Below are 16929 nucleotides of genomic sequence, written 5' to 3' on the forward strand. Positions count from 1 at the left end.
AATTCGGTGATGGCGACTATTTGTAAACCTCTATCAGTCAAATTAATTCCACTTATGTCACCATCACCTCATATCTTCAAGTTTTATTTTTACTGAAACAGCTCATTCAGCATATCATCTAAAGATTCTCCAGCCTGTCCAATTCCATACTCGATAAGTTCCCTCTTCGGGCATGATGCAGCAGACATATAAATATAACTGAACAACAACATTGCAACTACAGCCAACACAATAGCAACAGTTCCTATATTTTTTATTTTGGCATCCTTTGTAACATTTTTTGATAATTGAACTATTCCAAGTATTAAACCGACAAAGGCAAATACTGCAATGAATTCAAATGAGCCACCCCAATTATTTATATAAACTACACATGCTGGTGCAAAATGTTGTGCATCTGTAGCCAAGATATAAATAAGTGATATAAGACATACCAAAAATGCTGCACCCGCAAAAATTAAACCAATTGTTCCCAATGTACACGACACTTTCTGTACAAACTGACCATTATATTGATTATTATTGACCTGATTTTGAACAGATGCTTCGCTATTTCCAGCGTTATAGCTATCTTCAGAACCGCCTCTCACTGTTAATTGCGGCTGAGCTGCTGCCTGAGATGCCGACATCTTCTGAGTTGCTCTGTCATCGTCATCATCATCATAAATATCCTGATCACTTGCCCCTCGTTCATTTTCAAATCTCTGAGGTGCGATAAGCTGGATTATCTCATCAGTACGACCTAACTTAATAGTGTCTCCTCCATTCAGATACTCCACGCTCCCCTGCTGCATTCTCTTCACATTATTTATGTATGTGCCTGATGAAGAATAGTCACTCACAGCAAATCTTCTGTCATTTGGATTGTATTGTATCGAGCAGTGCTTTCTACTTATATTTTCATTACTGAACACAAAATTTGATACCGCAGGATTTCTTCCCAACACTATTGCTGTAAACGGTGTCAATTCGATTTCTGATCCGGCATACTGCCCGGATAAAAATTTTATCTTTGCATTATTATTCGCCATATATACTCTCCTCTTACACCAAATGCCTACATATCGCTATATTTCAATTCTTTTCTCTTCAAAGCGCATATTGCTCTCTGAAATTCTGTTACTTCATACAATGAAATATTTTTAATCGAGAAGGTATATTTTCCTCCTGGGAAATGAACAACAAACCAATTTCCCCACAGTTTTAGGTATGTATACGCCTGTATAAGTGTCAGCGCAAGGAATGGCAAGAATGTAGCAGCAACGCCTGTAATCGACATCGAAATAATTCCTACAACAAGCCAAACACCGGCCATAACCAAACTCCATATAGGATTTCTCTTCACTATCGATGTGCCTGTAATCTCATCAAGCTCTACTACCTCTCTTGAATATGCATATGATATAATTCCTTTATGCTCATTTATGTATAATCTTCTATTTGTAAGCACTGCCTTATTCTTAAGCAATCCTTTTCCAGTAAAGAAATTGAGTACACGATCATTAGACAGTGTAAGCACTTCTTTTTCATCATCTTCTACCAGGTAATCTTCAAATATAGATGCACCATTATCTGGTCGAGGCGTGTACTTTTTAGACAATCTTTTGATAACTCCCGTCCTTTTAGGTGTACTGACATTCGTATTTACAAGCTGTGCAGAAAACGTAAACACATTGTCTGAATGACCAAGCTTTACTTTTGCTCCATTATCTATATTTACTGTCTGCTGTGGTCCCAATTCATTACCATTTACTGTTGTTCCCGATGTTGAATAATTAAGCAAACTCAGCCGTCCTGTATTTTCGTCAAATGTTATTGCACAATGAACCCTGCTGACTCTGTCAGACTGGAAGAAAATATTACAATTCGCTCCATTTCGTCCCAGAACCTGCTGCTTACCAGGCTGAAGATCTATACTACTTCCCTGTAATTCTCCCTGAATAAATGTAATTTTTCCAGTATACATATTTACTCCTCCTCACTCTGTAATCCATCATCCCAGCTAAACTTCTTTCCACAGAAAGGTATAAACGCCAGCTTTGTCTCGCCCACAAGTATTACATCATATGCATTGAGTTCTTTTGATCCCAAAACGACCTCATCATTTAAGTAGAACAGACCTCTGGAATCTCCAGGCTGAACAATAAACTTTCTCTGTCTTGGCTCATATACGATTATCGCATGCTTATCTCTTGATACTGTTCTATCCTTTGCAAGAACTATATCCTGATTTGCATTTCTACCTATAAAATTTCTTCCGGTCTTTAATGGGAATCCGGTTCCTTTATCACTTCCCTCAATGCAAACAACCCATCCTACAACTTCTGATTTTCCTGAACTTCCACTGAAACCTATTGTCACTGAATCGTCATCATCTTTTTCCGGCTTGTTTTTTGCATCATTTATCATGTCTGTGAATGATGTATCGGCATCTGTATAATTTACAGTATCATCAGTCGCATTGCTGGAAACTGATGTTCCACCTGAAAATGCAGAATCATTTACCGGCTGAGTATATCTCATTGTCTGTCCCATACCTTCATTTGCACTTGCACAATGTGGACACATTGAAAACTTGTCCATATCATAGTAATGACCTTTCGCACATCTTGTTAAATTCATAAATTTGTCCTCCTCTTGATTGTATATTTATGACGGCATCTTTCTGCCCTTTATCTGCCATATCTAAGCAGAATTACCGACGTATTATCTTGATTTCTCTGTGTTAGCTGCATAACAACCTTATTTAATCGTTCAGCTATCACCTGCATACTATTCTGATTATCCAAAACAATATCTAATATCTGTTCGTTGCTAAGTCTCTTATAAAGACCATCGCTGCATAATAGTATCAGATCATTTTCTTCCAGATAAAATGGCTCAGTGTTACTATCCGTCAACGAGATATTGCCCATTCCTAAATAACTTATAAGCGCTTCGGCCTGATTCTCCTGCATCTCGTACTCTTTCTCGGTTATCTGTCCATTTCTCAGCATTGTATCCAACTGCAGTCTGAAATTATGATCTCTGTTTATTGCTTGTATATCATTGTCTCTCACTATATAAATTCTGCTGTCACCTGCTGATATGAAATACATACCATTCCCTTTTGTAACAACGCACACTAAAGTACAACCGCCTCCCAATGCATTTCCATACTCATCCTCGAGATCTGCTACACACTCATCGAGACGTACAACTTCCCTCTCTAAGAATATTGGAACCTCACTAAAATCATTCACTGACTTAAAATCATTCACTAACATTTTCACCGCTGTATTACTTGCCAATTCACCACCGTTCAAACCACCCATACCATCGCAAATTACAGCTAAAGTCATTCCGTTTTCATACTTTGCCACAAATAAAGAATCCTGTTGATAACTCCTTGTTCCTATTATTGATGACTGCCCGATTTCAATATGCAATGCATTTTCTTTACGATCTATACTTTCCCAGCTTATTTCTTCAGTAAGTCTGACTGTTGTAACTTCATTTTGTCTTGCCGCTTCTTCTCTCATAAATATGTCACTCCTACCTTAAAAGAACATTTCTGATTTGCCAGTGTCACCACACTTCCTTTATCCACGGAATATACTTGGTTTGGATTAAGCTTGTACCCATTAACCCATGTTCCGTTCGTAGATAAATCCGTAATGTATATCAAATCTTCTAGGCTGTCGTAGTAGACCTCACAGTGTTTTTTACTTATAAATTCATCCTGTTTGAATATAATCTGGGCATAATTCTTGGTTCGGCCAACAATTACTCCTCTATCCAGAGGTATATCAATGGTAGTACCTTCATTGTCTCCAGAAATAATAACTATGTATGGATGCGGAATTCGTCCATGTGTTGCAGAAATAAGGTTATCCGTAATCGCATGTATTCCGTTGGCCTTATTCTCATTATTCTTTTTTAAGATATCCGCATTTTGGTTATCATCATGAGAATATACAGTCTCATTTATCAGCCTCATATCTGATAAAAATTCATAAATAGTCTGCGTTCGTTCTTTATAATTTACTCTCAATGCTTTATATAAAGCATCAGTTACATACTCTGGAATGTCCTCGTCATCCAGAACTATATCTTCACTGGATAGCAGTCTTTCATTAGGGTTTAATAGCATCTTTCCCGTAAGTAGATAGTATACGGTTGCTGCAAGTGAATACACATCAGTAAATGTACCCTGCTCAGACTTTGATGAATACTGCTCAAAAGGAGCAAATCCAGGAGTAAGCATCACTGACAATTGTTCGTTACCAGATTGTCTTTTTATATTTTTGGCATTTCCAAAATCAATGAGCTTTATTACACCGGTGCTATCCACCATGATATTGTCTGGCTTTATATCTCTATGGAATATATTCAATGCGTGAACCTGAATAAGCGCAGTTCCGACATCAAATAAAATTTTGTTTACATATTTAAACTTTAATTTACCATTTTCCCTGACAAGTTTTTTTAATGTAACTCCGTCAACATATTCCATCACATAGTATCCGGTTCCATTTTCTTTAAACCTGTCATACACTGATACAACAGATTCAACGCCTTGGAGCTTCCATAGAACATCTGCCTCTTCCATGAATCTCGTAAGGCCATGATTAAAAATTTCTATTTTCTCATCTGATACCGTTTTTACTTCTTTTCCATTTGATAATCTTACGGCACTATCCCTCGGGAAATATTCCTTCACAGCACACTTTTTGCCTTCTGCTTCGTCATATGCCACATAAGTTATTCCAAATCCACCTTGGCCAATAATTTCATCTATACGATAGCGACTTGATAAATATGTTCCTTTACCCAATGCATATGTAATATTCATTCACATCACCACCTTACTATAATTCCTACTGCACCGATCATCAGTCTGTCTCCCGAAAACAACTGATGTCTGTCAGTTATCTGCTTGCCATTTAATTTTGTACTGTTTGTCGCAGTCATCAACGGCTGAACGAATAACTCTCCATTTTTACATTCCAATACAATATGCTGTCTTGAAACTGTAACTTCATTGATAAAAACGTCACAGGTGTTTGCCCTGCCTATAAATGCACTTCCATTTATATGAACATTTTTCACATCAGGCTTTCTTCCTATAACCTCTATCTGTACATCAATCGAATTATTGTAGTTATGTCCATTATCCATGCCTACATCATTATTATTTGTTATTTGTACATTTTTTCTGTGGCATTCTATTTTGCGTTTTTTCTTCTGCCTACGATTAACAGTCAAAATAATCACTAAAGTAATAACTACAACCACAACTAGAGCTGAAAATATAATTATCAGCTTTCCAACTATTCCATTCGTCCACCATGACTTAAGCTTATTGATAAATCCATCGTTATTACTTCCAACGCCGCCATCTGTAGGTGTTGCAACACCATATAATTCTACCGCTGTTACCTCAACGACTTCTGTTGTTGCATATCCCGTCCAATTGTCAGATGTTGTACTATTTTCTGTTATTGATTCTTCATTATTAATTGAATAATCGATATTTAATCTTCCTGCTACATCTGTCTCTATATTTAGGAGCACATCATCAGCAGCTTCATCCAATGGTGCCGCATCAATGCAATCCTCTTTAAAGAAGTTGTCTATCCCCTTCATCGAATCATATCTTTTACGTGTAGTGTCCGGAGTAGCCTTATATCTGGATATATCGACCCAATACACTAAACTATTACTTTCATTTAAAAGCTCCTTACTTTCCTTTTGTAACTTTTCCTGACCATCGGTTAGCAATATATACACATTTGTATTGTCTGTATTTTCTTTATTCTCCAATACAGCATACAATTCGTTATTAAATTCATCAGGATCCCTATTTTCAGAATCCACAAAATCATTAGTATTACGAGACTGGCTGATGACATCCGACAGATTTACCACTCCTGTATTGTTCTTTATGGTCGTAAAATCTCCGGTTTTCTTTTCAGCTTCAGAAGATGTTATATAATACACCTCTATATTTCTTGTCAAATCTCCGCTTCTCTCTGCAAAATTACTAATTAGAGTTCCAACATATTCCAAGTTTTTTCCTGAGTCATTTCTTGCATCATACTCGTCCAAATATATTGATCTTTTAAAATCCCAAAAAATGTAATAATTTACGCCACCATCGTCCGTTATATCTTCATTGCTTTCACTAACCACAGTGTTTTCAGCGTACGCAGTTATGACCGAACCTATTAGACCATTCATAACAAAGACCATCGTTATCAGCACGCTCAGGCCTATTTTTTTTAAATATCTTAATAGACAGCTTTCACTCATCTCATCCACTCTCCATTTCTCAAAATTTATCGTAATAAAAGTTCTTCACTATATGTTCCGATACATATATGTGTTCCACCAGCAACTGAAACAACCTGTCCTTTTTTTGTTATTTGACCATCCGGAAGGATTACTCCATTTGTTGATCGGTCTTCTATTGTGTACAAACCAGTACCATTGTTGTAGCTTAATCTGCAATGTGTACGACTGATGAAATCTCCCTCCATGATCAAATTACATGTTGCCGGATCCCTGCCTATAGTTATGATATTTCCATAATTCACAGCAATAATAACCCCTGCCAGATACCCTCTGACACCGATAATCGCACCTCCATCCTGTGGAACATGATTTAGAACCTGCTGTCTTGAATTGATTTTCTTAACATTCTCCATTTTTATCCTCTACTGTTAGTATTCTGGGCAAATATAATTTCCGCTCTCATCTTTTTCATTATTACAAATTATCAGTGAAACCGATGTTCCATAATCGACCTCGGAATATGCAGAAACACCTTGACTTAAGACAGCACCATCATATGAATTAGGATCAGACCTGTACTCTATGCTTCCAACTGAAAGCCCCGCATCATACAACATCGATATAGCAGAATCTTCACTACATCCAGATAAATCTGGAACGATTGCTTTTGTCGGTTCATCATCTGGTTCTGGTGCTTCTGTCGTTTCTTCTTCAGTAGTAGTCTCCTGGGCTGTCGTAGGTATATCCTCTGTAGTAATTTCTGTTGTTTCTTCTGTATCACTAGTTGCTTCTGAATTATCTTCAGAGCCATTGCCTTTACTCACCACAAGTTTTATAATTGTTTTTTTCTCAACCTCCGTATCTGGTTTTATACTTTGCGATATTACATGATCCTTCTCAACCTTATCACTCTGTTCATATTCGACCTCTATCTGAAGATTACTCTCATCCATAAGTTTCCGGGCATCTTCAAGGCTCTTATAAACTACATCAGGAACATGAGTCATTTTTACACCAAGAGAAACTTTTACCCCCAACACAAACCCCTGTTTTTCTTTTTCTCCAGACTTATGATTCTGCTTTATCACGTTTCCCTGAGCAACCTTGCTGTCATTAAGTGTTTCTTCCTTATATATGTATATCTTTTTCTCTCTTGCACACTTTCTTGCATTCTCCCATGTTTCACCAACAACATCTGGAATTGTAGTTTCTGCGCTCTCATCATAACTACTATTGCCAATAGATACTTTCAATAATATCTCTGAGCCTTTATCTACTTTTTCTCCTTCTTTATATTGTTGGTCACATATATAATCCTGAGCTATTTCACTTTCTTGTGTTTCAATCTTCGCATGCAGCCCCATCTTTTCAACTTGTTCCACGGCTTCAGTCTGTCCTAATCCAGTGAAATCAGGCATATACACCTGTCCTTTTCCACTCGATACAACTATTTCTACTGTCATACCTTTCTGTACCTGACTTCCACCACTTATATTTTGTGATAATACTGAGTCCTTAGGTATATCTTCCGACTCCTGCTTATCAACAATTTTCATATCTATATTTTCAGAGGCCAGTATTTTCTCAGCATCATCAACTGTAAGATTTATAACATTTGGCACTCTTGCATCCGATCTGTCATCCGAGGAAATAAATGAATTCCAATTTATTACACCAGTTACCAATAAGGTCCCAACTACCAGTACAGCTAATATTGATGCTGCTACCACTGCTTTCAACCATGTTGGCCATCTTCCAAGATCTCTGGATTTTGATGTTACACGATTTTTGTGTACAACATCCGTTGTCGTAAGTTCATATTCCAGTCTTTCCATATCCGGAGTTCTGTCATTGATTTCTATATTTAAAGCATTCAATATAGCATTCTCAACATTCTCTGATATGTTCCCTGCAAACTTTGATGGTAATTCCAGTGTATCTTTAGAACATCTCTCCATTGAATCGTCCGGAGTTACGCCAGTTATCATTTTGTACAAAGTTGCACCACAACCATATACATCTGTCCACGGTCCCTGTTCTCCACGGCTTCTATACTGTTCAGGCGGCGCATATCCCGGTTTAACTATAACCGACAGGCTTTTGCTGTGATTTGTTGATGTCGCCTGTCTTGCAGCGCCAAAATCAATAAGCTTTACCTCTCCATTTGAAGTTATGAAAATATTATCTGGAGCTATATCTCTGTGTAATATCCCTTTTTCATGAACCTTCTTCAAAGTCCTTATTATAGGTATCATCATATCAACAGCTTTTTGATAATCTATTTTCCCGTTATCTTGAAGGAATTCTTTTAACGTTTGTCCCTCCAGATATTCCATAGCAATATATGCTGTATTATTTTCACGGAACACATCATACACATCTGTTATTCCTGTTGTTCCCTTAAATTTTGCAAGCCTCTTTGCCTCATCAATAAACTTTTCTATTCCTCCGTTAAACTGGTCAGTCCTATCTCCACTAAAGATAGATATCGTTGATGAGCCAACAGCCCTTGTTGCAAATTCAGATGGCAGATATTCCTTAATAGCTATTTTCTTCTCAAGACTATAATCATATGCCAGATATGTAACCGAAAATCCACCATATCCTATGGTTTTTCCTACAATATACTTCCCGCCAAGTATTACTCCCGGAGCTAAATGATATGGCTCTGCGGGCGGAGTATCCACCCTATATCCACAATATGGACATACGCTATCATTTTCATCAAACTTATTCATACATCCCATACATAATTGTTCCGCCATACCATACAGCCTCCTGTTACTTCCTAGTATTGTTCATATACATAATCTTGTCTTGTCTCAACCTGTCTTGTTGAAGATTCGCTAACTCTTGATGTGCCCCACTCAGACCACGAACCGTAAATTGGCTTTCTGTACCAGTATGTATATACCTTATTCACAGACCGGGTCTGATATCTGTAGACAGTACCCGTCCACGACCACTCACCAGTGCCTGAAACATTTCTGTAATTAACTTCTCCATTACTATTAAATACCCATCTTTCAGTCGAACTGCCAGGCCACTGAAATTGATCTGCACGTGATACTTCATCCCATGGTAAATAATACTCACGTCTTACAGATCCTGAATTCTGCCATTTGTCATTTGTTGATACATAAGAACCATCTGCCCTGTATGTATCATATCTTCCAAACACAGCTCCATCTTTTGCCTCCATGTTACATGTGTCACTAGACTGAACATAATTTGGACTCCAAGCAGACCAACCTCCCCAATCTCCATAAGACTGGCTTTCTTCCGTTTTGTAATATGTATAACCACTTGGAGTGCTGTTACTGTTAGTCTTTTTGGTGTCATAATCCTGAACATCCCTATATCGATACATTGTCACAGTATCATTTGAACAAACTATCAATGAGATCTGGGTTCCTTTTTTTACCTTCTGATTCGAACCAATTCCCTGATCCAAAACCATACCTGTACTGGAAGACGAGGAAGACCTGTATTCCACATTGCCAACACTTAATTCGTTACTTTCCAGCGTTGCTTCGGCCTGTTGCAGAGACATTCCAACCAAACTAGGAACTTCTACCATAGTATCGTCTTTTGATGGTTTTACATTCTCAGTTGTTCTTTCTGTCTTATTCTCTGTGCGCTGTTCTTCTGTAGCATGTTCTGTTTTTTTGTCCTCAGTGTTCTTATCTTTCTTCTTACTCTCTGATTTTTTCTCCGTTGTCTTCTCTGTTGTTTTTGTTTGCTCTGATGTTGTATTCTTCTTATCAGTATCTTCATATCTAGGTGCAGCATCAATCTTATCACTGCCCTCACTTATACACAGCGATACTGTAGACCATACTTTCACCTCTGTTCCCGCCTCAACGCTCTGGGATATTACATGATCTTTAGCTACCACATCACTCTTCTTGTATGTAACCTCTATTTTTATCTTACTGTCATTCATAAGTTTTGAAGCTTCATCAAAACTCTTATATACAACATCTGGAACATGCGTTGTATTTATTCCGAGGCTCACATCAACGCCTAAGTCAGAACCTTCTTCCACCTTTGACTTAGCTTTCAAAGACTGTTTCATAACTATATCTTTCTCAACAGTATCACTGTTCTTTATATCTGATTTATATATGTATATTCTTTTATCAGATGCCATTTTTCTTGCATCATCCCATTTTTCACCTACAACATTCGGCACTTCTGTTTTCTTCGAATTGTCATACTCTTTTTTACCCAATGACACCGTAAGGTTAACCTCTGAACCTTTATCTACAGCCTCGCCATACTTGTACTGCTGTGCGCAAATATATTCCTTCTTTATTTCGCTCTCAGCCGTATCTGTTTTTACAAACAAACCCAGATCCTTCAATTCCTGTTCAGCTTTTTCTTTAGATAAACCAACAACATCAGGCATATACACCTGTCCTACGCCTCCAGATATTGTAACCTCTAACACCATTCCCCCTTTGACTTCCGTACCATAAGGAATGTTTTGTGACAAAACCGCACCTTTAGGAATCGTATCAGATTCAACCTGATCAACTATCTGAATCAGCATATCCTTTTCTTGAATCATTATCTCTGCATCATTGAGCGTTTGATTTACAACATTAGGCACCCTGACTTTAGATGTCGCCCCCGGTATAAACATCTTCCAATTTATCACGCCTGTGACCAATAAAGTTCCCAGCGTCAATAGTAAAACAGCCGCTGCAGGCACCGATATCTTTAACCATAATGGCCAACGTCCAAAATCCATTTTCTTCTTTTTAGCCTTTATTCTTGCAACTTCTTCATCCGTAGTAAGCTCATATTCCAATCTCTCCATATCTGGTGTTCTATCCTCTATCTCCAGATTCAGAGCATTCATAATTGCATTTTCCTGATTAGTCGTAATATCTATATTAAATTTTGATATATCTTTCAGTGAATCCTTCGCATCTCGATCCATCGAATCTTCAGGGGTAACTCCAGTTATCATCTTATATAACACGGCACCGCATCCATATACATCTGTCCAGGAACCCTGATCTCCCCTACTTCTATATTGCTCTGGTGGTGCATATCCCGGCTTCACTATTACAGATAAACTCTTGCTATGATTTGTAGATGTAGCCTGTCTTGCAGCGCCAAAATCAATGAGTTTTACTTCACCATTATTGGTCATAAAAATGTTATCTGGTGCAATATCTCTATGTAAGATTCCCTGAGCATTTACCGTCTTTAACGTTCTTATTATAGGAAGCATCATTTCTATCGCTTCATCAGGTGAAATCTTTCCGTTTTTTCCCAGATACTCTTTGAGTGTCTCTCCCTCAAGGAATTCCATCACTATATATGCAGTATTATTCTCTACCAACACGTCATAAACATCTGTTACTCCCGGAGTTCCACGAAATTTTGCCAATCGTTTTGCTTCATCAACAAATTTTTCTATTCCTCCACGGAATTGTTCTTCTCTATCACCTGTGAAAATTACAACCTGTGAAGATCCTGGAGATCTTGTTGCAAACTCAGAAGGCATATACTCTTTTATCGCTACCTTTTTATCAATACTGTAATCATAGCCTATATATGTTACAGAAAATCCTCCATACCCTATTGCTTTACCAACAATATATTTTCCTCCAATAACAGTTCCTGGAGTTAAATGATATGGCTCCTGAGCTGAAGATTCGGAATTATAACCGCAATACGGACATATACTGTATTTGTCATTGTATTTTTCCATACATCCCATACATATTCTTTCAGGCATCTGTATATTCTCCTTCCCACTTTACTGCTGTTTTATCTTCATGTTATCTGTGTAAGAATCTATAATCTGTAATTCAGTATTAGTATCCGTATATGACTTCAACGCAGATTTATTAACTGGTAATCCTTCAATTTTCTGCAATTTATCCACACCATTATCGCTATAAGATGTTCCTAAGAACAACGCTTCCTGAGCTCCCTGTTTTAACATATAGCTTATTAACAAAGAAGCCGCTCTGCTCTCATCATCACTGGTTGTTCCACTTATCGACAATTCATTAGTTGGTTCTACATAAACTGAATCACTTTCTATCTTCACGATCTTATATCTTCCAGCCCAACTGTCATTTACAAATTTATAGTCCTCCGTTGAACCGAAATAGTATAATAGTTTATCGTCAGATAAAAACTGCTTATATATTTCACTTCCACCTAATTTTTTCCATTCTTTTTTTCTTTTATCATCAATATTCTGACTATTCTCATCACTATTCAGCGAACTCAGAAGCATATCTTCCGCAGATTCTGATATATAGAAACTATCATCACTCATGCTTTCTATCTGCTTGTAGTCGCTTATAGTCAGATTATCTATATTCTTAACTTCTGAGCTTCTTTTTACATATACAACAGGTGCCTCAAAGCTTAATGGAATTTTTTTGCTTTCTTCAATAGAATTTTTATAATTTTCTAACAGATAGCAATCGTCAGATCCCGACTTTTCCATATATTCATAAACTTTATCTACGCTGGCCGCATCCTCCATAATCTCTTTTGTTGCATATTGAGCCTGGAATATTGTAGGCATCTCTCCATTCTCGTATGCTTTTAATAATTCACTGCCATATTGATCTTCTGGTATAAATTTATAATTAACATTTACCTTCTCTTGACTACTTGTGAATGCTTCTATTCCACTATCCATCATTGCCTTTGCGCCATCTTCATTCATTTGATCATCCACTGCAATCCAGATCGATATATCAGCAGCATTCATAACCACATCAGCTTTTTTATTTTTATACATGTTGTACACATAAAGTGACATTGACACGACGATAAGAAGTGCAATTCCTACTGTTATCGTTCGCTTCATTCTGCGTACACGAAGTTCTTTCTTTGGCTCCATAACTTTCTTTTCTCCATCAAGAGCCTTTTTTAATTCGTCTACATTTGAAAATCGTATTTCAGGATATATTGACATTCCTTTCATAACAGTATTACTTATTCTTTCAGGAATATCACTGTATATCTGAATTGGAGATTGTACTGTATCCTCTATAACTCTATTAACAGATTCGTCCGGTAATACTCCTGTTATTGCGCGATATACAGTTGCACATAACGCATATATATCTGTCCATGGTCCCTGCTTACTTTTTGCCTGATACTGCTCTGGTGGAGCAAATCCAGGTTTCAAAATAATAGATCTGGTTCTTTCCTGATCAGCATCTGAAAATCTTGCAGCGCCAAAATCTAGGAGCTTAATCCGCCCATCGTTGCACAACATTATGTTGTCAGGACTGATATCTCTGTGTATTATTCCGCCAGCATGTATCTCCTTGAGAGCTGTTATTACCGCATCAGCTATAGGTATAACCTCTTCACAGCCTATACGACCTCCCTTTGACTTTAAATAACTCTTCAAAGTCATTCCTGGCAAATATTCCATAACAAGATACGCAGTATTATTTTCCTCAAAAAAAGCATCAACATGAACAATATTTGGATTATCGACAAATTTCGCCATATTTTTTGCTTCATCCAAGAATCTTTCCAATCCCTGCATATACTCTTCTTTACTTTCACCAGTATAAATAATTACCTGTGGCTTTCCTGGAACCCTTTGCACAAGACCAGTTGGATAATACTCTTTCACAGCCACAACCGTCTCAAGTACATTATCCCAAGCCTTATATGTAATACCAAATCCGCCAAATCCTATACATGTACCTATCACATACCTGTTATTGTATAAACCAACTCCCGGATATAAATGATATAATTCTTTAGGTGGTGTTCCCTCGCAATATCCACAGTATGGACAGACCTCTCTCTCTTCCTTATCGCTATATACTATGTCAAATAAATTAAAACAATTTAGACATCTTCTCTGCATTCAATATATCCTCCAACAATATTTACCTACTTAACCCAAACGGCAATCGCCGAATTGTTATCCATATCCGTACACTTACCGTTTTGCCTTACTATCTCAACCATTGCATCCAACCACTCATCAACACTGTTTGATTTCTTCAAAGTCTTAGTCATTGCTTTTTCATCTATCAATTCCCAAAACCCATCTGAACACAAAAGAAATGCCTGAAATCCATTTTTATTTATAATCTCAGAACAATCATACTTTTTAGTCTCCCATGGACTACCTATAACCCTCAGCAATTTATTCCGGTCTTCATGCCCTCTGATTTTTTTCTCCTTTAGCTTGTGCGCCAGAACCAACATCTGAGGAACGCTATGATCCAAAGTTCTTTCAACCAACTTACAATTTTGAAAATAATATAGACGTGAATCGCCTATATGGGCCCATTTGATCTGATCGCAACATATATCTAACGCAACAAGAGTCGTTTTCATGCCATTTGCGAATGTACCCTCTTGAATATTCATTACTCGTTTTTGAGCTTCTTCAAATATATCTGACAAAAGGTCAGCGTTACTGTCTCCAACTAATTGTGTAAGATCTCTGGCTGTTTCTATCGCCTTTGAAGAAGCAACTTCACCACGTCCATGACCGCCGAGTCCATCAGCCAATACAAATATATCTCTCTGATTTACATGGAAATTTCCAACGGAATCCTCGTTTTTCTCCCTGTTTCCTATGTCGGAATATACCTTATATGTTATCATTCTAATCCCCTCCATCTCTTGTGAAATTATATCATATACTATATATCTCCACGTTTTTGCATGTCTGTATGTCGTTTTGCCATGTCTGTATTTTGCTTTTTTCGGCAAACTCCGTAATAACAACATCAATATCCAATCAAAGCTGCTGCAACATTTTTTACGCCCGCTCCACTCTTACTAACAACGAACGCATATGTGTAACCCGAAACAACAAACAGATAATCTCCACAATCTATTACATAATTTATTCCACCATTTCTAACATACTGTGCAGGGACTTTAAATATGGTTCTACGACTTGTTCCTTTACACCTGACAAGTGCGGCTCCCTGTATCTTATATATGTAACCATATTTATTATTTGATATCGGAAGTTTATTAATTGTTGAACTTGTAAGCCATGTAAATGTACTAATTCTGTTTTTTGAAGTTGAAATACTCGCACGAGTCATCTTTCCGTTTGTTCCTATTGCATATGTGACAGAATTACTTCCAGTAAATATGACCCGATTTTTTCCAGCAATGAGCTTATCTGTTGAAACCTTCCCACTGAATCGATAAATGCACTTCTTGTTTCTTCCGTTGGAATCCATTCTATATATGCCCGTAGAGCCATATTCAACCTTAACGTTTGCATTCCACGGAGCAGAGCCTTTCTTAACACCTATATAATAAATATACTTTCCGACAACAACAGGGCTATAGCCTTCCGCAAGGACTTTCGTCTTCTTACCATCCTTTGACATTCTATATACATACCTGTTACGGGCATCGGAACCAATATATTTATTTACAGTGCAATATATATTTTTTTTTGTAATTGTCAGATCCGTACAGCGCAAATCAGATATTTTTTTCTGACGTTTTGTAGATGTATTGTACATATACAACCGCCCTCCTTGAGCCCCTGATCCCACTGCGTAATACAGCATCTTCCCACTCATTGCCGCATATGACGGCACATATAGCTGCTCGTACCTACTTGTTTTTGTACTGGCATATACATTATCACCACTAAACAACTGAACCTCTGAAACCAGCAGTATTATGCCCATAATCATCACAATAAACTTTCTTATTTCTCTTTTTTTCATTGAACTACTTTCTCCTTTCTATTTGCATTAACATCTCCATACCGTCTACCAATCTTTATCTCCTCCCCATCAACCATCGTAACTGTCTGGTGATTATAATTACTGATATAGTCCCTGTTAACCACCGCAGCGGCTGAGCATCTCACAAAATTATCTGGGAGGTCTTTCATGATCTCGCTGAGAGGTCTGTATTCGTAATATTTGCCATCACGCTGGTCATTTTTTTTATTTGTGTAATATATCGTGACTCTGTTCTCTATTTTGATGTACATTATGTCGCGGCAATCAAGGATATTTACGCTCCTGTCATATCGGATTTTGATGAATTGCTTCTTGTCATCATTGCTCATCTTCTCCACAAGATCATTCATGAATGTCACAAGTCTTGCATCATGCCTGCCTTTAAGCATACAATTCACATGATTCGCCTCGTATATGTCCAGTTCTTCAGGGATTTTGTTTGCATAAAAAAGAATCTTGCAAGATGGGGCTACGGCATTGATCCTTTTTGCCAGTTTTACACCATTCTTGCCATTTGGATACAGAAGCTCCGTTATAAAGATGTCACAGTCGAACTTCTGATAGTCGATATCCAGCATTACTGAATCAAGGTTATATGAAACAAATCTCACATTTTCGTTATCAATAATGTTGTTTTTAATTTGAGAGCGCAGGAAATATACTGTTCTCTGCGTCTCGTCTGGATTTACATCGCATACGCCTATTGTCATATTGAATTCTCTCCCCCTCATTTATCTATGCGGTTCTCCGCCTCATTGCATATCAATTTAAAGAAATAAATGATCTTTATCAATTATTACCTGATATTATAGAGTCTGAAGTAATATGACTTTCAGGCAATGTAATCCGTACTCCAGACATACCATTGTCTATATTGCACGTTTCATTGCCTATTTTCTTTATTGAGAATTCA

At 37.4% G+C, this 16929-nt stretch carries 13 protein-coding genes; all 13 read right to left on the minus strand.

The annotated features are described in order from the left end of the window. Positions 1 to 89: 89 nt before the first annotated feature. Positions 90 to 1031 carry an FHA domain-containing protein gene (locus DWW60_RS08150; protein ID WP_022216229.1) on the minus strand — a complete coding sequence of 314 codons (942 nt, stop codon included), beginning with the start codon at positions 1029 to 1031 and terminating at the stop codon, positions 90 to 92. Positions 1032 to 1057: 26 nt separating this feature from the next. Continuing rightward, positions 1058 to 1966 (minus strand): FHA domain-containing protein, encoded by a 909-nt coding sequence (locus DWW60_RS08155; RefSeq protein ID WP_055146854.1) that lies wholly within the window; start codon positions 1964 to 1966, stop codon positions 1058 to 1060. 2 nt (positions 1967 to 1968) lie between these two features. Then, complete coding sequence (locus tag DWW60_RS08160) at positions 1969 to 2622, minus strand: FHA domain-containing protein (protein ID WP_022216231.1); 654 nt, start codon at positions 2620 to 2622, stop codon at positions 1969 to 1971. Positions 2623 to 2672: 50 nt separating this feature from the next. Then, positions 2673 to 3521, minus strand: a complete 849-nt coding sequence (locus DWW60_RS08165; protein WP_117874961.1) for a PP2C family protein-serine/threonine phosphatase — start codon at positions 3519 to 3521, stop codon at positions 2673 to 2675. Continuing rightward, a complete protein-coding gene (locus DWW60_RS08170; protein WP_117874963.1) occupies positions 3518 to 4834 on the minus strand; it encodes an FHA domain-containing serine/threonine-protein kinase in 1317 nt (438 codons plus the stop codon). The genes DWW60_RS08165 and DWW60_RS08170 overlap by 4 nt, the downstream gene beginning before the upstream one ends. Positions 4835 to 4839: 5 nt before the next feature. Beyond that, positions 4840 to 6294: an FHA domain-containing protein gene (locus DWW60_RS08175; protein ID WP_117874964.1), complete on the minus strand. Its 1455-nt coding sequence runs from the start codon at positions 6292 to 6294 to the stop codon at positions 4840 to 4842. A gap of 26 nt (positions 6295 to 6320) precedes the next feature. Further along, positions 6321 to 6689, minus strand: coding sequence for an FHA domain-containing protein (locus tag DWW60_RS08180; RefSeq protein WP_117874966.1), 369 nt, complete (start codon positions 6687 to 6689; stop codon positions 6321 to 6323). Positions 6690 to 6704: 15 nt separating this feature from the next. Next, positions 6705 to 9041, minus strand: coding sequence for a PASTA domain-containing protein (locus DWW60_RS08185; protein WP_117874968.1), 2337 nt, complete (start codon positions 9039 to 9041; stop codon positions 6705 to 6707). 23 nt (positions 9042 to 9064) lie between these two features. After that, positions 9065 to 12031: a PASTA domain-containing protein gene (locus tag DWW60_RS08190; RefSeq protein ID WP_117874970.1), complete on the minus strand. Its 2967-nt coding sequence runs from the start codon at positions 12029 to 12031 to the stop codon at positions 9065 to 9067. A gap of 21 nt (positions 12032 to 12052) precedes the next feature. Continuing rightward, positions 12053 to 14149, minus strand: coding sequence for a serine/threonine-protein kinase (locus DWW60_RS08195; RefSeq protein WP_117874972.1), 2097 nt, complete (start codon positions 14147 to 14149; stop codon positions 12053 to 12055). A gap of 26 nt (positions 14150 to 14175) precedes the next feature. Then, positions 14176 to 14901, minus strand: coding sequence for a PP2C family protein-serine/threonine phosphatase (locus tag DWW60_RS08200; protein WP_158565891.1), 726 nt, complete (start codon positions 14899 to 14901; stop codon positions 14176 to 14178). Positions 14902 to 15026: 125 nt separating this feature from the next. Beyond that, positions 15027 to 15995 (minus strand): DUF5050 domain-containing protein, encoded by a 969-nt coding sequence (locus tag DWW60_RS08205; RefSeq protein WP_055273363.1) that lies wholly within the window; start codon positions 15993 to 15995, stop codon positions 15027 to 15029. Further along, complete coding sequence (locus DWW60_RS08210) at positions 15992 to 16726, minus strand: LytR/AlgR family response regulator transcription factor (RefSeq protein ID WP_158565893.1); 735 nt, start codon at positions 16724 to 16726, stop codon at positions 15992 to 15994. The genes DWW60_RS08205 and DWW60_RS08210 overlap by 4 nt, the downstream gene beginning before the upstream one ends. Between the last annotated feature and the right edge of the window lie 203 nt (positions 16727 to 16929).

Source organism: Coprococcus sp. AF16-22 (genome assembly GCF_003461545.1).
Lineage (GTDB): Bacteria > Bacillota > Clostridia > Lachnospirales > Lachnospiraceae > Coprococcus > Coprococcus aceti.